The sequence below is a fragment of the Marinifilum caeruleilacunae genome (assembly GCF_013141825.1).
Taxonomy (GTDB): domain Bacteria; phylum Bacteroidota; class Bacteroidia; order Bacteroidales; family Marinifilaceae; genus Marinifilum; species Marinifilum caeruleilacunae.
Genome location: NZ_RZNH01000002.1, coordinates 159,143 through 175,859, shown reverse-complemented (window position 1 = coordinate 175,859; position 16,717 = coordinate 159,143). Strand labels below are relative to the sequence as shown.

The following is a 16,717-nucleotide window of genomic DNA, read 5'->3' as shown; positions in this document are numbered from 1 at the left end:
TATTACATAAAATATTCGGTCAAAGTTTTGCCAAATATCAGAAAAAGATAAGAAATAGACAACGAGTAAGGATTGCAATCTCTAAAATTCATTAACTCAAAAGAATTGAAATGAAACACAAGATTTTAATAATCGTTTTCCTTCTGTTATTACAAAATGTCCATGCCCAAAACTGTAAAATCACTGGAAAAATAATTGATGAACAGAATTCAAATCCACTTCCTTATGCCAATGCTATTTTAACTTCATTAAGTGATTCGACCATTTTATTGGGAGCAATTACGAATGATGAAGGAGTGTTTGAAATAGAAAAAATAAAGAAGGGGAAATACAATTTGATGATAAGCTTTATTGGCTACCAATCAGTTGAGTTTAAGGATGTGGATGTGTACAAGGGAACAAGAAAGCTTGGAGATCTGAAACTAAAAGTATTAAATGAAAATTTAAATGAGGTAACTGTTAAAGCAATTAAATCTCCGGTAAGCTATAAGGTGGATCGAAAAGTGATTAATGCTTCCAGTTTTCCTGAAGCAAGTGTGGCTTTAGATCTTTTGGAGAATGTACCATCATTGGAAGTTAGTTTTGAAGGAGAATTAACCTATCGAGGAGATGGGACTTTTAAAGTGTTTATTAATGGACATCCAGTAAGAAATGGGGTGGAAAAAATGCAGCAATTAGATGCCTCAAAAATTGATAAAATTGAGGTAATTACAAATCCATCAGCGAAATATGATGCCGAAGGAACGGCGGGTATTATTCAAATAATCTTGAAGAAGAATCGTTTGGAGGGATATGCAATTACTTCAAGTGCTCAATTTTCTACCAACGATACAAAACGCTTTTCATTATCAATTGATAAACAATCCGAAAAGGGGGGATGGTACATTAATGGAAATGCTAGTAAAAATTATTGGAGAGATGTAGTAATAAATGGGAGCAAGGTCAATAATTATGAGGGCAAGCAATTCTTGGTTGATTACCAATTAGATCGAAAACAATCTGGAACCAATGGATATGTAGAGTTTGGTTTTAATTATGACCTCACAGACAAAGACTGTATAGATTTTAATATTAATGTAAACCCACTTTTACTTGGTAATGATCACGATGCGAACGGTCATTTTGAGGAAAAAACCTTACAGGAAGGAAATGAAATCGATTATCAAGAATACGATTTGAAGAATCGCAACAGGAGCGATTATCAATACCTGGGAGCAACTTTGGAATACGAGCACAGTTTTACCAAAAACAGAAATCATTTGTTGAGTTTTTATGCCGATTATTCCACCTACTTGCATAAGTATATCGGAGAAGCGATTGATACAAAAACATATGCCGATAGGGTTGAAAGAATAGGTTCAAAAGATACCGAAAACAATGAAACTTTTGTAAGCCTGAAACTGTGTTACTCAAATAAATTGAGTGAAAACTCCTCTTTTGAAATAGGAGGACAGGTAGACACGGATCATATTCCAAATATGACAGTCGTGAATGGATCATACGATTCGAATGATGTGTTTATGCCTATTCCAAACGATCCAATAGACCAGGTGGTGGTTTACAAAAGAGATATTTATGCTGGATTCGCTACATTTAAGAGTGAATTTGGGAAGTTTGAATATAAATTGGGGGCTCGAGTGGAATGGACTGACCGACAATCGGATTATGAATATACCAATCAACAGGGAGAAAGAATAAAACAACCATCTAGCAAGGATTTTTGGGATTTTTTTCCAAGCGCTCATTTGTTATACAATTTTACCGATGAGCATCAAATTGGAGCCAGTTTTTCTCGTAGAATTAGGAGGCCGAACTATTGGCCATTGGCTCCTTTTAGGACTTACGAAGATAGCTACTCTTACGTAGAAGGAAATGCAAATTTAAAGCCTTCTTATTCAAATTCATATGAATTGAATTATAAGAAATCATGGAATAAAGATTTTATCGGATTTGAGTTGTTTGCTCATGAATCCTCTGATGTAATACAGGATTATTATCGATTGGAATCTGAAAACGTGAGTGTTTCTTCCCAAGATAATATTGGCAACTCATTGAGTATAGGCTTTGAATTAATGGGTGGAGTGGATTTGTGCTCCTGGTGGAATATGAATTTGTCAACCAGCATGTATCATTACCGATTGGATGTAGATTATGAGAATCAGAATACAAAAGAGGAACAGTTTAAACTTGATACAAGGCTGAATAATATCATTACTTTGCCTAAGAACTTTACTTTTAAATGGGATGTGAAATATAAAAGCCCTCATGTTACGGCACAATCGGAACGAGAAGCTTATATTTTTTCAAATATGGCCTTAAAGAAATCCATTAAGGATGATCAGTGGCAGATTTTACTATCTGTAAACAATGTATTCAATAGTATTAAATACAAGAGCACAACCAAGGGCGATAATTTTATTTTCGAGGATCACTATAGAAACAAACCATATGTAATGTTGAAGTTGACCTATAATTTCGACAATCAGAAATAAGCATTTCCTGAAGTCTTTGCTTTTTTCTGATCAATGCAGAATGTAAGAGTTTTGCGGTTTGAACAGGTAAATAACAAATTCATAATTACAGCTAAATAACGTTTTGGCATTTTTACTTAAGATAGGCAGTGTGACTTATCCCGAGATTTGTTCTGCTTATCGAAAAAATGAGTGTTTTGTTCGCTTTTTTTATAAATTCGGCAACTTGTAGATTCTAATAATTAAACCTAATCATAAATAATAACAAACATGAAAAAATTGAAATGGGGAGCAATAGGTCTTGGTGCCGCTCTTGCTATTACAGTTGCATGTTCACAGCAGGCACAAAAAGGTGCTGGCGTGATCAAAAAAGAAGACATGAACTTGTCTGTTAAACCAGGTGAGGATTTCTTTGAATATGCGAATGGAACCTGGATGAAAAATACTCCAATTCCTGCAGACCGAAGTCGCTACGGAGCTTTCGATATTCTTGGAGAAAAAGCCAACGAAGCAGTTCACAATTTATTGGAAGATGCTGCAAAAGCTGAAAATGCAGAAGAGGGAAGTAACTTGAAGAAGATTCAGGATTTTTATGCTACTGCAATGGATACCAAAAAAATTGATGAAGTAGGTATCGCTCCATTGTTGCCAGAATTTGAAAGAATTGCCAATCTTAAGAATGCAACAGATCTTCGTAAAGAGTTGGTACACCTACACCAATTGGGAATTAGTGCTTTGTTTAGTGCAGGAGTTGAACAGGATATGAAAAATACCGAGGTAAATCGTATGTATTTATCTGAGTCGGGTCTTTCTTTATCAGATCGTGATTATTACGTAGTTGATAATGAAACCAACCTGAATATCCGTAAAGAATTTGTAAAACACGTTGCTAAGATGTTCGAATTAATCGGCGAAAATGCTGATGATGCAGCCAAAAATGCTGAGAGAATCATGAAATTCGAATGGCTGCTAAGTTTAATACTCGTCTTGAGAACAGAAACTACCCAGCAATGTACAATCCTAAGCCGGTTGAAACATTGATGTCGGAATATCCTAACTTCGATTGGGCAACTTATTTCGAAGAAAGAGGAGCAAATATCAAAGAGTATGTAATTACTACTCATCCAAGATATATGGCTGAATTGAACCAAATGTTGGTTGATGAGAAAATGGAAGACATCAAATTGTACCTGAAATGGAAAGTTTTAGACGATGCAGCAGGTGCAGTTGGAACCGATTTGGAAAATCAGAATTTTGCTTTTTACGGAACTGTTTTAACAGGAGCTACTGAGCAACAACCACGTTGGAGACGTATGTCGAAAACAACAGGTAATGTTTTAGGCGAAGCTGTTGGACAGTTATACGTTGAAAAATATTTCCCACCAGAAGCTAAGGAGAGAATGGACAAGTTGGTTGAAAACTTGAAAGTTGCTTTGCGCGGAAGAATTGAAAAACTAGAGTGGATGAGCGATGAAACAAGAGTGGAAGCTTTGGCCAAACTAAATTCTTTTGGTGTGAAAATTGGTTATCCTAGCAAATGGGAAGATTACTCGAAGCTTGAAGTTTCTACTGATTCTTACATCCAAAACTTGTGGAGAGCTGCAAGATTCCAGGATGCTAAAAACATTGCTAAATTAGGTCAGCCAGTTGATTTGGAAAAATGGAGCATGACTCCACAAACTGTAAATGCATACTATCACCCATTATTGAACGAAGTGGTTTTCCCAGCTGCAATTCTTCAGCCTCCTTTCTTCTACCTTGATGGTGATGATGCAGTAAACTACGGAGCTATTGGTGTTGTAATTGGTCATGAAATGACTCACGGTTTTGATGATTCTGGTCGTAGATTCGACAAGGATGGAAACATGAGAGACTGGTGGACACCAGAAGATACGGAGAAATTTAATGCAAGAGCTGAGAAGTTGGTTGAGCAATTCAACGGATTTTATGCTTTCGAAGATCTTCATGTTGATGGAAAACTAACTTTAGGTGAAAATATTGCTGATTACGGTGGATTGACAGTTGCATTAGAAGCATATAAAATGGCTTTAAATGGAGAGCAGCCTGAAGATATTGATGGTTTCACAAACATGCAGCGTTTCTTCCTTGCTTATTCAAAAGTATGGAGAGGTAATACGCGTGATAAATACCTAAGAAAACTGATCAAGGAAGATGTTCACTCACCAGGTAAATATCGTGTAAACGGTGGTTTATTTAATATTCCTGAGTTCTATGAAGCATTTGAAATTTCAGAAACAGATCCATTGTATCGCAGCGAAGAACAAAGAGCTGTAATCTGGTAGATTGCTAAGATTTGTTGAAAAGATATGAGCCGCCTCAGTTTTGAGGCGGTTTTTTTGTGCTTTGGTGTAAGAATTGACAATAAGATTGAATGATTTGGCTACAATGGCGTAAATTGAAGAAAATCCGATTTCAAATTGAAAGTGATTAAGGTCATATTGCTGATTCAATCAAAAAGCGCACTTAAAATAGAGTGCTTACTTTCTGATGGACACGAGGAAATTCAATTAAGTTATTTTCCCGAAGAGAGAACGATTGTCTGTTTGGAAGATACAAGTTTGTCAAAAATGATTTGTAAGCTAAAACTACAGTTCGAAAAGGTAATCAGAACATCCATAAAAGGGAAATTGAATATAGGCCAATCGATTAGCTGCGTTTTTATTGATGGATTTAACTTTCTAAACAGACTTGAATTCAATCGCTACATTAGAGTGGATAGACTTGCTGGAAAATTAGAAATCACGACAAGTCAATCAGGATTACGCGGTATTCATAAAATCTATGCCGATGGTTCTCATTCGGCAGAGTTGAATCAGTCGGGGTATGCTGGTTTTATAGAATCGACAACAGGAATTCAGGAAATCTATTATGAATCGTATAAAGATGGCAGCAGTAATTTAATGGAACTGTTAGCAGTTATTGAAGGACTAAAACGTGTTGGAAATCAGACTAAAATTCAGGTGAATACCGACAGCCGTTTTGTGATAAGAGGAGTGGTTCAATGGATTCATTTTTGGAAGCATAACAATTGGCAAACTGCCTATGGTAACGAAGTGAAGTTTGTACAATACTGGAAACTTATCGATGAACTTTGTGAAAATAAATTAATCGAATTAAAATGGATTAAGGGAAACTCCGATAATAACAAACAGGCGTTTTGCCATCAATTGGCTCGAAAATCGGCCAATAGCCAAAAATAAAACCTCATATTTGCATGCAAATTAAGAAAGGTAGATTCGCTCAATCTGTTAGGATGAGTAGCTTATTGGTTTAAAAGATTATCATGAAAATAAATATTGTCAATTACGGAATTTGCAGAGCAATTGGAGAAACAAAAAAGGATATTGTACCAGAAAGTGCAACAGGATATTTCTTGCATTCGGATGATATGGAGTTTCTTCAGCAAACTGATGTGATCTATCCAAAGCTAGGAATGAGCTTTGGAATCAGTTATGAATTTGAAACGGAATCGAAAGAATCGGAGTTAGTTGATTTCATTTGTCGAATCAGACACCCGAAATTGACCAACCCGGGAAACAAAGAAGTATTTGTGGAAACAAGCGAGGAAAAGGACTGCTTTAGCGATGAGTTGGGTTTTGATTTCTACACCATTGAATTTGATTGGGAAATGCAATTGGGCGAATGGATATTTGAAATTCTCTATGATGGTAAAGTGATGTGTAGTAAGACTTTTAGCCTGGAAAAGTTTTAAATGAAGTCTTAATTCAATAGATCAAAGAATCAATGTTTTCTTGATATGCATATGAAAAAGGGCATCACTTGAAGTGATACCCTTGGTATTTTTTTTTAATGAACTAACCAAAAACAATGGTACGACTGCCATCTACAATAATTCGATGCTCCGCTTTGTAGCTTAAAGCCCGCGCAAGTACAATACGTTCCAAATCTCTTCCTTTACGGATTAAATCAGGAATGGTATCCTTATGAGTGATACGCATGATATCTTGTTCAATAATTGGTCCTTCATCTAAATCTTCGGTAACGAAATGGCTGGTTGCTCCAATCATTTTAACACCACGTTCGTAGGCCTGCTTGTATGGATTTCCACCCACAAATCCCGGAAGGAAAGAGTGGTGAATATTGATGATTTTATTCCGATATTCTTTGATAAAGCCTGGCGACAATACCTGCATGTAGCGGGCCAGAACAATTAAATCAATATCATGTTCCTTCAGCAAAGCAATCTCTTTTGCTTCCTGTTCCAATTTGTTTTCTTTACTGATTGGGAATACATGATATGGAATATTGTGAGCATCGGCGATGTGCTGTAGATCTGGATGATTAGAAATAATCAAAGGAATATCGATTTCATATTCATTCATGTTATGTCGCCATAATATTTCCTGTAAACAGTGATCGTATTTCGATACAAAAATTGCCACGCGCTGTTTTTGCCCCGAAAACTCAATTCTCCAATGAGCATTAAATTCACGAGCCAAGGGTTCGAATGCAGCATGCAATTCCGAAGCCGGAATGCTGGAGTTTTTCATGTTCCAAACTACACGAAATGAAAAGAATTCCTGATTTTGGTTTACGTGTTCGTCCAGGGCAATAATATTGCCTCCACTTTGGTAAATAAACTGGGTGATTTTAGCTACAATCCCATTCTGGTCGGGACAAGTTAAAAGTAAATAAGCATTTACATTATTTTCAGACATATTCGTGTATTTAATCGGATACAACCGATGGTTTTTACTTAAAATTAACGAATTGTCCGTTAGAATTTGATAGGTGTGTGATGCAAAAATAGAAATTTTAGCGAAAGAGAGAAAATCATAAGATAATTCATTAGGTTTGCTAAGTAATTTAGCGGTTGAAACGAACTGCAAGTATTTTTTGAAATGACTGAGAAGAGAATGTATAAATATTTGTTTGGCCCAATTCCATCGCGACGCCTGGGCATGTCGCTTGGAGTTGATTTGGTGCCAAAAAAAGTGTGTTCGATTGATTGTGTGTATTGCGAAGTTGGCAAAACCACCACTTTATCAATCGATCGGGAAGATTATATAGAGGCTGATAAAATAAAAGAAGAGTTGAGTCACTACCTGGAGAACAATCAGGCACCGGATTATGTGACCATTACGGCCTCGGGCGAGCCAACATTAAATGCCAATTTGGAAGAGATCATAGCATTCGTGAAACAGAATGAGGCAAATATTCCGGTTTGTATCATCACCAATGGAACACTTTTACATGATCAAAAAGTGAGAGCCGCCTTAGGTCAGGCCGACTTGGTACTGCCATCACTGGATGCGGCAACAGAACCCGTTTTCAGGAAAATTAACCGTCCGCATAAGCAGATCAATTTCGAATCCTACATACAGGGAATGATTGATTTTGCACAAGAATTTAAAGGCAAGATCTGGTTAGAGGTGTTCATTTTACCAGCTTATAATGATCAGAAAGAGGAACTAGAGGCTTTAAAGAAAACCATTCAACAGATTAAACCAGATATCGTTCAGCTAAATACGCTGGATCGTCCAGGAACCATTGCAAAGCTACGTGGTGCAACACAAGAGGAATTGCAAGCTGTTATGGATTTCTGGCAGTTGGATAATGTAAGAATTATCGCGAAAGCGAAACAAACAAAACAAAACCAATTTAGATCGGATACCGAAACAGCAATTAAGGAAACCATTTCAAGAAGACCCTGTACAGTGGAGGATTTAATAAGTATGCTTGGTATGTGCGAAGAGGAAGTTACTCGTTGCCTTGACAATCTTGCCAGTCTGAAAGGATTTGAAAAAGTGCAGCAGGAGAGAGGTGTTTTTTACCAGATACGGGAACAATAATTGAATAAGTCTTTAAATCTGCTCAGAACTATTTTTAATGGTTAATGATGGAGAGAAAATAAATAAAAAAGGCAGTTGATTTACCACAACTGCCTTTTTATATGCTTTCAATTATTAATTACTCATTAATAATTATTCATTATTATTATTCCCAATTCAGAATCTTCTTGAAAATGTAATTTTCTGCATCAGGAAGATACTCCTTAGCTGCTTCTACATCTTCTTCTGTCAGGTAGTGAAGATTGTAATTTACAACCGATTGAACCTTCTGACAGTTCACATCTACCAAACGAGGTTTTACTTTTCCATTTTCATCTTCTACATCTTTTAGGAAAAGAGGAGAAACATCACCTTTTGGATCGACAGTTACCATACATTTCGAATGACCTTGCTTAAACAGGCTGTATACTCCATCGCCAAGAAGAGTACAAAGGCTCAAGTCAAATCCAATCGGGCGACAACAACGCAATCCGAATCCCAATTCAACAGGGCGTGTACCGATATTTAATCCGTAAGATTTCATTTTGCGCTGTATCAACATGTTGAAAACATGAGACTTACTTACATTGAACAATTCAGGGTGACCGTGAGCATCGTAAGTAAAGTTAACTCCTGTACTTTCAATTTCTTCATCGCTCATAAAGTGGAAAACACCTTCACTAATTACAGCAGCACCATAGTTTAAACCTAGAATTCTACGTTTAACGATAGATGAAATTACCAATTGGGCAATTTTCTCTGCCGAAATTGCAGTTTTGTTGAACATTTCTGGAATAATGATCATTGGGAAATGACATGCCGCACCAATGCCGAATGCAAGGTGACCAGCTTCACGTCCCATCGCTGCCAATACGAACCAGTTTTGAGATGTTCTTGCATCTTCGTACACGGTAGTGGCAATCTTTACACCTTCATCTTTGGCAGAATGGAATCCAAATGTTGGACTTCCTTCTGGCAATGGAAGATCGTTATCGATGGTTTTAGGTACGTGAATATTTGAAATGCTTACATTATTTTCTGCCAGATATTTGCTAATTCTGTTTGCAGTAGAAGCGGTGTCGTCTCCACCTACTGTTACCAAAAGTTTTACATTGTTATCTACGAAGAATTTGGTAGAAAAGTCACTATCTTTTGGTTTAAATCGGCTCATTTTCAGGTGAGAACCACCTTTGGTGAAAATTGCGTCAAGAGTCACAAAATCAAGTTCTTCCATCTTACGATCTTCAGAGAATAATCCTTTGTAACCTTCATGTAAACCGATTACTCGATAACCATTTCTTAAGAATACTTTACCAACACTGCTAATCACAGTATTAATTCCCGGAGCAGGACCTCCACCACACAAAATAACAACAGAATCTTTCATATCTACTTTAGTATCAAATATCATTTTTATAAAGATTCGGCAAATATATAGCTTTTGAATTGATTAGACAGTTTACAGAGCCTAATATATTAATGAATGGCTCAAGTTTGGACCTTATTAAAAATATTTTGTAAAGCCAATTCATTGTTATAAATTTATGTCCGGACACCATTCTCGATACTTGAATCAAAAGTATTTTTAATCTTCATTAAAATAGTTATGACACGTAATTATCTGACTTTATTGGTCTTTGTTCTTGCTCTTATTGCATGTGAGCCAGCCAAAGAGAAAGTATCGATACCTTCTTACAGTATCGAACAATTTTACAAAAATGTGAATGTAAGCGGAGGATCATTTTCTTCTGATAAATCGAAATTATTGGTAAGTAGCAATGAAACGGGAATTTACAATCTTTTCGAAATTCCTGTAGACGGATCTCCGCAAAAGCAACTCACCTCTTCCGACAAGGAATCTTACTTTGCCATATCGTACTTCCCAAATAGCGATAAGGTTTTATTTTCAGCGGACCAGGGTGGAAATGAGAACAGCCATATTTACATGAGAGATGAAGAAGGTAACATTACTGACCTTACTCCATTCGAAAATGCCAGGGCAAGTTTCTGGGGCTGGGATCGCGACGAAAAATCATTTTATTACCAATGTAACAAACGAGATGCAAAATTCATGGATTTGTATCAACTTAGTGTTGAATCGGTAATGGATGGCAAAGCAAACGCCAAATTATTGTATACAAATCGCGATGGTTTCGATGTTGCAGCTAAAAGTTCAAATAACAGATATTTAGCATTAACACAGAGTATTACTACCACAAATAATGAAATGTATTTGTACGACCGAAGAACTGGCAAGAGAACTCACATTTCGGAACATTTTGGCGATGCTACCTACGATCCTCAGTTTTTCAGCTTGGATAACAACTATTTGTATTATCTGTGTAACGAGGATTCGGATTTCGTATACCTAAACAAATACGATATAAAAACGGGAGAAAAGAGCTTGGTATACAAAACAAACTGGGATGTTTGGTATGCATACCATAGCTTTAACGAAACCTATCGTGTTATTGGAATTAACGAGGATGGTAAAACCAACATCAAAGTTTTCGATATTGCTTCGGGAAAAGAGGTGAAGTTGCCTGAAATTTCTGGAGGAGATATCAAATCGATTCGATTAACCAGAGATGAGCAACGCGGACGATTGGTAGTTGGTACATCCGTATCGCCAAATAATATTTATGTATTTGATATGGGCGATAAAGAAGCTAAAAAGTTAACCAACACTTTAAACCCTGAGATTGATCCAAACAATTTGGTTGAAGCAGAAGTAATTCGATATGAATCCTTCGATGGCTTGCAAATCCCTGCCATCTATTATCAACCCAAAGTTGCCAGTGCAGACCATAAAGTTCCTGCTTTGGTTTGGGTACATGGTGGACCAGGTGGACAATCAAGAGTAGGTTATTTTTCGCTGATTCAATACATGGTGAACCAGGGCTATGCTGTTTTGGCTGTTAATAATCGTGGAAGTAGCGGATATGGTAAAAAATTCTATGCAATGGATGATAAAAAACATGGAGATGTTGATTTGAAAGATTGCATTTGGGCAAAGAAATTCCTAATCAATACTGGCGTTGTTGATGCTGATAAAATTGGAATTATTGGAGGATCGTATGGTGGTTACATGACCATGGCAGCCTTAACTTATGCTCCGGAAGAATTTAAGGTTGGTGTTAATATTTTTGGAGTAACCAATTGGTTGCGTACGCTAAAGTCAATTCCTCCATACTGGGAATCGTTCCGTAAAGCTTTATATGCCGAAATGGGCGATCCTTTCACGGCAGATTCTGTGGCCCTGTATAACAAATCGCCTCTGTTTTTTGCTGATAAGGTTACTAAGCCATTAATGGTTCTGCAAGGAGCAAACGACGTACGAGTGCTTCAGGTTGAATCGGATGAAATTGTTGAAGCGGTGAAGAAAAACAATGTTCCAGTTGAATACATTGTATTCCCCGATGAAGGACATGGCTTCCTGAAAAAGGAAAATGAGATCAAAGGATATGGTCAGATTGTTACCTTCCTTGATAAATACCTGATGGAAAAGAAGGAATCGAAATAATAAAAAAGAAAAAGGGAAACCAAACGGTTTCCCTTTTTTACAAATCTATGAAATTGTTATTCTGAAACTTCAACTAGTTTCTCATCTGAATGCCATAAACCGTGCTTTGTACAGAAAGCAGTGGCAGTTAATTTCATTTTACGAGATGGAACTACATAAAAATCAACTTCTGTTTGGTTAGCTTCTCCACCAAGAACACCTGATGAGAAGTTAGCCTGAGTTAACATTTTTTCGCCATCCCACAATTGTACCCATGCTACGTAATGATCGAAATCATCTGGATGAGCATAAGCATCACCTATTTTTACTTTTACCTTGAATTTTTCACCTTTCTTTGCTGATTCATCACAGTGAATGAAAGCAGAGTGTCTGTCGATATAGTCTTTTTTTGCTTCACCATCGATAGTGGTGATATCCTGGTATGTATTAATTTTCATGATATTGTTTTTTTGATATGAACCGTAATAAAACGGTATAAGAGATTATTTGATTTTGTAAATTACTTGCTTAGATACTCAGCAACACCTTCAGCAGTAGCTTGCATTGCTTCTTCACCTTTGCTCCAGTTTGCAGGACAAACTTCACCGTTTTGTTCGAAGTGGTGTAATGCATCAACCATACGGATCGCTTCATCAACATTACGTCCTAAAGGAAGGTCGTTAATAACGCTGTGGCGAACAACACCTTGTTTGTCGATTAAGAACAACCCACGGTAAGCAACAGGAGCTCCGGTTGAAACTGCATTTCCTTCTGCATCGTAATCATACTCTGAAGCCAATACACCAAAGTTTTCAGAAATTGTTTTAGACAAATCTGCAACCAATGGGTAAGTTACACCTTCGATACCACCTTTATTTCTTGGGGTATTCAACCATGCAAAGTGAGAGAATTCTGAATCAACAGAACAACCAACAACAGCTACATTTCTAGCTTCAAACTCAGCCAATTTATCCTGGAATGCGATCAGCTCAGTTGGACATACGAAAGTAAAATCAAGTGGGTAGAAGAAGAATACTACTTCTTGCTTTCCTACAAATTGATCTAATGAAAAACCTTCAACGATTTGGTTTCCGTTAACTACTGCACTTGCCTTGAATGATGGTGCTTTTTTTCCGATTAAAGTTTGCATCTTATTAATATTTTAAAGTTTATTTTTTCTTTGTTTTTGTAACCGATACAAATGTAGAATTGATTTGAATAACGCACAAATTATATTAATCAGTAATCTTTATGCCCTTATAGAGAGAATTAATATTGGTGTACTGAAAGCTTCTAAATATGCACTGTTTCAGAGATTACCAATATTGTGGAAGTTCAGATTCAAGAAAAAGTTTTTAATTGGTTGATATTGTTTAGTTTTGTAGAAGTTACAACATTTCTTGCGATAATTAATTCAAGCTAAGGAAGAATTTTTACATTGATAATTTACTGATTATGAAAGCCTCTACATATGGTTTTGAAAGCTATAATGAACGTTCCGATTTTAATAACATGAAAGGGGAAATTAATTTCTCTGTATTCGAAAGTCTATCTCGTTCATGGATTCCTTTTTTTGTGTATTTGCCTCCCAACTGGTCGAAGGAAGAAGATTATCCACTGGTGCTTTTTATGCACGGACAGGGAGGAGACGAAAGCACTTTTAATAAGTATGTAAATGCTGCACAGTTAAATCAATGGATTTTGGATGGCGAAATTGAGCCGGTGGTAATAGCAGGAATTCGGGGTGATAATGATCGGGATCATGTTCAGTGGTTCACAGCTGAGAACGAAAAACTAATTGTGGGAGAACAAAGGGGAGAGTTCATTGCATATTGCCAAAAGAACTTTAAGGCTGGAACGCTTCCCAATAGCATTTCCATAGAAGGACATTCGAGAGGGGCAGCAGGAGCCATTCATTACTATTTAAAATATCCCGGAAAGTTTGTATCGGTAGTAGGTATGGGCTATGTGAGCGATTATACTTTGGCAGCAAATAAGCAACTTGCGCTTGAAAATTTGGATGCATTAAAAGATAGAGATGTACCTTTAAGATTGGAAATAGGAACAGAAGATAGTTTTGTGAAAACCAAAAACCGAAGATGCATTTTCGATTTGCACGATTTTCTATCGGAACACGATATTGCACATGAATTTGAAGTACTACATGGCGTGGAACACAGGTTCGATTATTTCTGGAATTTTTATACCGATGATGGTATATTGAATGGCTTAAGGCACTTGCAGTTTCATGAAAATGCAAGAAAGAAAGAAAAATAGTAAGTTTAGGAATGAAAATTGTTGCAAGAACAAAAAACCAGACACTATGAAAGCAATGATAAGCCTATTGATCTGCCTGACTTTACTATCAACAGTAAGTTTTGGACAAAAAAAAGTCTATTTCGATAACAATTGGTTGAATGTTGAAAAATCAGAAGCCACCTACTACAGTCTGATCTATCCTATTAAAGGGGGTAAATACCAGGTAAAAGATTATACGATTTCTGGCGAATTACTCTCCGAAACGGAGTATTCGCGAATTGCAAATGAAATTGTATGGGAAAGACTGTACGAGGAAGGATTTCATGATCTTGCCATTGAAGATGGCAAGTGTATCGAATACTATCCCAACGGGAATCGCAAAAGAATGTTTACCTATGAAAAGGGAAAACAGGAAGGTAATGTGCGATTGTGGGATGAGGATGGTAAATTATTTCGGGATTTTGTTGCAAGCAAGCACATTGCTAACGGATTGTATCTTGAATATTATCAAAATGGAAAGGCAAGTCTTTCAGTGAATTTTAAAAATGATACTTTAAATGGTCCAGCGGCTTATTATCACTCAAATGGTAAGGTTTCTCAAAGAGGAAATTTTAAAAATGGAAAAAAAGTAGGGAAATGGACCTATTGGTCTGATCGAGGTGAACTTACGGGTAAAGAATCATATCAAAAAAGCTTTTTTATCGAAGGACCGGATATTCAAATTGCTTTCCCGAAAGGAAATTGGTGCCTTACCGATCAGTTTAAGGAAGAAGAAATCATGCACTTCCTTTTTGCGAGAAATGGAGAAAGTCAAAATTTGATTAGTGGTGTTACTCCAAACTGTATCTTGTCTATGGAATACATTGGGGCCGATCAGAAATTGCTGGATTATTCATCTTACAAAAGAAGGCGATTGACAGTTGATATTCATAAGGTTATTGCGAAAGAGCAAGAGCTGTTTTCATTGGAAAATTCGATGGGTTACCTGGGTTCCTATAGCGATGATCAGAAAAAGAAGCATACCGTAATTGTTTTTCACACCATTCAAAATGAAATTGGAGTGGAAATGATTATGGATATCCGAGAGGAAGATTATGAAAGTTTAAAAAAGGAAGCGGTTCAAATTTTGCGATCGATTAAAAAATAAGATTGATGAAGGTAGTATCTACAAATAAAGGCAAGTCGGTAGAGATTAATTATCATGGGAAGATTGTCAAAACAGGCATCTATAAATATCCGGTAAAGGAAGGAATTTTTTTGGGTAAGGAGGATGTGAAGGATGATTCGGTAATTGATAGAAGGTATCATGGCGGTATTGATAAGGCATGTTACTGGTATTCTGAAAAGCACTACGAATTCTGGCAAAAACGATTTCCCGATTTAGATTGGAAGTTTGGCATGTTTGGTGAAAACCTGAGCATTTCAGAACTGGATGAAGGAGAAATTAAAATAGGAGATATTTATGAAATTGGAGAATGCCTTGTACAGGTAAGTCAGCCCCGACAGCCTTGTTACAAATTGAATTATCGATTCGATTGTGATACCATGGTGAAAGAATTTATTCAAGCCGGATTTCCTGGAGTTTATATCAGGGTATTACAAGAAGGGATGATCAGGGAAGGAGATGAATTAATTTTGAAAGAGAGAAAGCCCGGGAGTTTATCTGTTAGAGAGGTTTATCAGCTTTTGTATCAGTTGGATAAAGATCCGGAACTACTTAAAAAGGCTTTGGATGATGTTGCTTTGGCAGAGAGTTGCAGAAGAGATTTAAGCAAATAAAAAAAGGACGTTTAGACGTCCTTTTCTGTTTCTTGAAAATATTATAATTCTAGTTGCCCAGAATAATTTGTCTAACCAAAGCCTCTTCATCCACGGCTTCTACATCCATATTAAAGCCGATTTTATAAATTAACCCGTCGTACCAGGCGTAATACTGGTAAGATCCCGTCGACTCTTTAAAGATTCTGTTTTGCGACTCATCATACTTGTAATAATCAAACATTCTTGGCCACAAATTGTCTTCGTCTTTTGGAAGGTAATAAAGAGAATCCTGGGCCGTTAAATTCAGGATATCGTATTCTCTTTTAGACAAATCTTCGTGTAAGGTTTCTAATTCTGTTTCACTCATGGTTTCAAATGGATTCTCGGGATGCTGGGTAATCGAAACAATAAAGAAGTCTTTAAAGTTTGTATCGTAACTTTCATCATTTTCGAGATAGGACATTTGAATTTGGAAAACCAATTTGTTTTTGTCATTCCAGGAAGTTACAATGTTTGCTTCCTGAATATTGGTTGTAAAAGGCAATTCGGAAGCAGAAAAAAGATTCAGCTTTGTTCTCATATCTGCCGGAATTCTGTTCAGGGCTTCATTAAAACTTACAGGCACATAAAAATCTACACTTTCGCGTTCTTTTAATATGTTAAAATCGTAATTGTAAGTGTGATCGTATCCTTCAACTTCGCTTAAACCAACTAATAATTCTTCGTTTGGATCAATATAACCTGAGTGTTTATCGTCTTCCGAGCAGGATATTATTCCAGTGAATATTAGTGTGATACTAAGATATAGGTAGAATCTGTTGATATTCATAATTATAGGTTTATAGAATTCACTAATGAACAATACAAACTTACGTAAAAAATGAATTTATGTTTTCTTTTTGTTTAAGAAA

Annotated in this window: 14 protein-coding genes and 1 pseudogene; 10 read left to right on the top strand and 5 right to left on the bottom strand. The window is 36.4% G+C overall.

What is annotated here, in order from left to right; all coding sequences use genetic code 11:
* The first annotated feature begins 110 nt into the window (after window positions 1–110).
* From ELS83_RS02245 to ELS83_RS02225, 5 genes and pseudogenes are all read left to right on the top strand, one after another.
* Window positions 111–2,492, top strand: a complete 2,382-nt coding sequence (locus ELS83_RS02245; protein WP_171593885.1) for a TonB-dependent receptor — start codon at window positions 111–113, stop codon at window positions 2,490–2,492.
* Window positions 2,493–2,741: 249 nt separating this feature from the next.
* Window positions 2,742–3,943, top strand: a pseudogene (locus ELS83_RS22660) (M13 family metallopeptidase); the annotation flags it as partial.
* The gene (locus ELS83_RS22655; protein ID WP_430438936.1) at window positions 3,935–4,774 is read left to right on the top strand and encodes a M13-type metalloendopeptidase; all 840 of its coding nucleotides are present in this window, start codon (window positions 3,935–3,937) and stop codon (window positions 4,772–4,774) included. The pseudogene ELS83_RS22660 and the gene ELS83_RS22655, both read left to right, overlap by 9 nt.
* Window positions 4,775–4,915: 141 nt before the next feature.
* Entirely contained in the window at window positions 4,916–5,692 is a 777-nt protein-coding gene (locus ELS83_RS02230) for a ribonuclease H family protein (RefSeq protein ID WP_346728147.1), read from the top strand.
* 83 nt (window positions 5,693–5,775) lie between these two features.
* Complete coding sequence (locus tag ELS83_RS02225) at window positions 5,776–6,204, top strand: DUF3859 domain-containing protein (protein ID WP_171593881.1); 429 nt, start codon at window positions 5,776–5,778, stop codon at window positions 6,202–6,204.
* A gap of 103 nt (window positions 6,205–6,307) precedes the next feature.
* Here the strand turns inward: ELS83_RS02225 and purU are convergent, their stop codons facing one another.
* Window positions 6,308–7,171, bottom strand: a complete 864-nt coding sequence (gene purU / locus ELS83_RS02220; protein ID WP_171593880.1) for a formyltetrahydrofolate deformylase — start codon at window positions 7,169–7,171, stop codon at window positions 6,308–6,310.
* A 183-nt stretch (window positions 7,172–7,354) separates the two neighbouring features.
* Here purU and ELS83_RS02215 point away from each other — a divergent pair, with 183 nt between their 5' ends.
* A complete protein-coding gene (locus ELS83_RS02215) occupies window positions 7,355–8,305 on the top strand; it encodes a radical SAM protein (RefSeq protein ID WP_249414393.1) in 951 nt (316 codons plus the stop codon).
* A gap of 145 nt (window positions 8,306–8,450) precedes the next feature.
* Here ELS83_RS02215 and ELS83_RS02210 read toward each other — a convergent pair whose 3' ends face one another.
* Entirely contained in the window at window positions 8,451–9,695 is a 1,245-nt protein-coding gene (locus tag ELS83_RS02210; RefSeq protein WP_216616324.1) for a 6-phosphofructokinase, read from the bottom strand.
* A gap of 195 nt (window positions 9,696–9,890) precedes the next feature.
* Between ELS83_RS02210 and ELS83_RS02205 the strand changes: the two genes are divergently transcribed.
* Window positions 9,891–11,807 (top strand): alpha/beta hydrolase family protein, encoded by a 1,917-nt coding sequence (locus ELS83_RS02205; RefSeq protein ID WP_171593879.1) that lies wholly within the window; start codon window positions 9,891–9,893, stop codon window positions 11,805–11,807.
* Window positions 11,808–11,863: 56 nt separating this feature from the next.
* On the opposite strand, the gene ELS83_RS02200 is transcribed toward ELS83_RS02205, so the two are convergent.
* Both ELS83_RS02200 and ELS83_RS02195 read right to left on the bottom strand, forming a co-directional pair.
* The gene (locus tag ELS83_RS02200; protein WP_216616322.1) at window positions 11,864–12,244 is read right to left on the bottom strand and encodes a desulfoferrodoxin family protein; all 381 of its coding nucleotides are present in this window, start codon (window positions 12,242–12,244) and stop codon (window positions 11,864–11,866) included.
* 62 nt (window positions 12,245–12,306) lie between these two features.
* The gene (locus ELS83_RS02195; RefSeq protein ID WP_171593878.1) at window positions 12,307–12,936 is read right to left on the bottom strand and encodes a peroxiredoxin; all 630 of its coding nucleotides are present in this window, start codon (window positions 12,934–12,936) and stop codon (window positions 12,307–12,309) included.
* Between the two features lie 305 nt (window positions 12,937–13,241).
* Here ELS83_RS02195 and ELS83_RS02190 point away from each other — a divergent pair, with 305 nt between their 5' ends.
* The 3 genes from ELS83_RS02190 to ELS83_RS02180 are packed head-to-tail and all read left to right on the top strand — an operon-like array spanning window position 13,242 to window position 15,824.
* Window positions 13,242–14,063 (top strand): alpha/beta hydrolase, encoded by an 822-nt coding sequence (locus ELS83_RS02190; RefSeq protein ID WP_171593877.1) that lies wholly within the window; start codon window positions 13,242–13,244, stop codon window positions 14,061–14,063.
* Window positions 14,064–14,109: 46 nt separating this feature from the next.
* Complete coding sequence (locus ELS83_RS02185; RefSeq protein WP_171593876.1) at window positions 14,110–15,192, top strand: toxin-antitoxin system YwqK family antitoxin; 1,083 nt, start codon at window positions 14,110–14,112, stop codon at window positions 15,190–15,192.
* 5 nt (window positions 15,193–15,197) lie between these two features.
* Window positions 15,198–15,824 carry an MOSC domain-containing protein gene (locus ELS83_RS02180; RefSeq protein WP_171593875.1) on the top strand — a complete coding sequence of 209 codons (627 nt, stop codon included), beginning with the start codon at window positions 15,198–15,200 and terminating at the stop codon, window positions 15,822–15,824.
* 49 nt (window positions 15,825–15,873) lie between these two features.
* On the opposite strand, the gene ELS83_RS02175 is transcribed toward ELS83_RS02180, so the two are convergent.
* Window positions 15,874–16,635 (bottom strand): hypothetical protein, encoded by a 762-nt coding sequence (locus ELS83_RS02175; RefSeq protein ID WP_171593874.1) that lies wholly within the window; start codon window positions 16,633–16,635, stop codon window positions 15,874–15,876.
* Window positions 16,636–16,717 lie beyond the last annotated feature (82 nt).

What these genes read in the sequence shown, in the direction of transcription:
- ELS83_RS02245 (WP_171593885.1), top strand. Translation starts at nt 111, where the DNA reads ATGAAACACAAGATTTTAATAATCGTTTTCCTTCTGTTATTACAAAAT.
- ELS83_RS22655 (WP_430438936.1), top strand. Translation starts at nt 3,935, where the DNA reads ATGAGCGATGAAACAAGAGTGGAAGCTTTGGCCAAACTAAATTCTTTT.
- ELS83_RS02225 (WP_171593881.1), top strand. Translation starts at nt 5,776, where the DNA reads ATGAAAATAAATATTGTCAATTACGGAATTTGCAGAGCAATTGGAGAA.
- purU (WP_171593880.1), bottom strand. Translation starts at nt 7,171, where the DNA reads ATGTCTGAAAATAATGTAAATGCTTATTTACTTTTAACTTGTCCCGAC.
- ELS83_RS02215 (WP_249414393.1), top strand. Translation starts at nt 7,355, where the DNA reads ATGACTGAGAAGAGAATGTATAAATATTTGTTTGGCCCAATTCCATCG.
- ELS83_RS02210 (WP_216616324.1), bottom strand. Translation starts at nt 9,695, where the DNA reads ATGATATTTGATACTAAAGTAGATATGAAAGATTCTGTTGTTATTTTG.
- ELS83_RS02205 (WP_171593879.1), top strand. Translation starts at nt 9,891, where the DNA reads ATGACACGTAATTATCTGACTTTATTGGTCTTTGTTCTTGCTCTTATT.
- ELS83_RS02200 (WP_216616322.1), bottom strand. Translation starts at nt 12,244, where the DNA reads ATGAAAATTAATACATACCAGGATATCACCACTATCGATGGTGAAGCA.
- ELS83_RS02195 (WP_171593878.1), bottom strand. Translation starts at nt 12,936, where the DNA reads ATGCAAACTTTAATCGGAAAAAAAGCACCATCATTCAAGGCAAGTGCA.
- ELS83_RS02190 (WP_171593877.1), top strand. Translation starts at nt 13,242, where the DNA reads ATGAAAGCCTCTACATATGGTTTTGAAAGCTATAATGAACGTTCCGAT.
- ELS83_RS02185 (WP_171593876.1), top strand. Translation starts at nt 14,110, where the DNA reads ATGAAAGCAATGATAAGCCTATTGATCTGCCTGACTTTACTATCAACA.
- ELS83_RS02180 (WP_171593875.1), top strand. Translation starts at nt 15,198, where the DNA reads ATGAAGGTAGTATCTACAAATAAAGGCAAGTCGGTAGAGATTAATTAT.
- ELS83_RS02175 (WP_171593874.1), bottom strand. Translation starts at nt 16,635, where the DNA reads ATGAATATCAACAGATTCTACCTATATCTTAGTATCACACTAATATTC.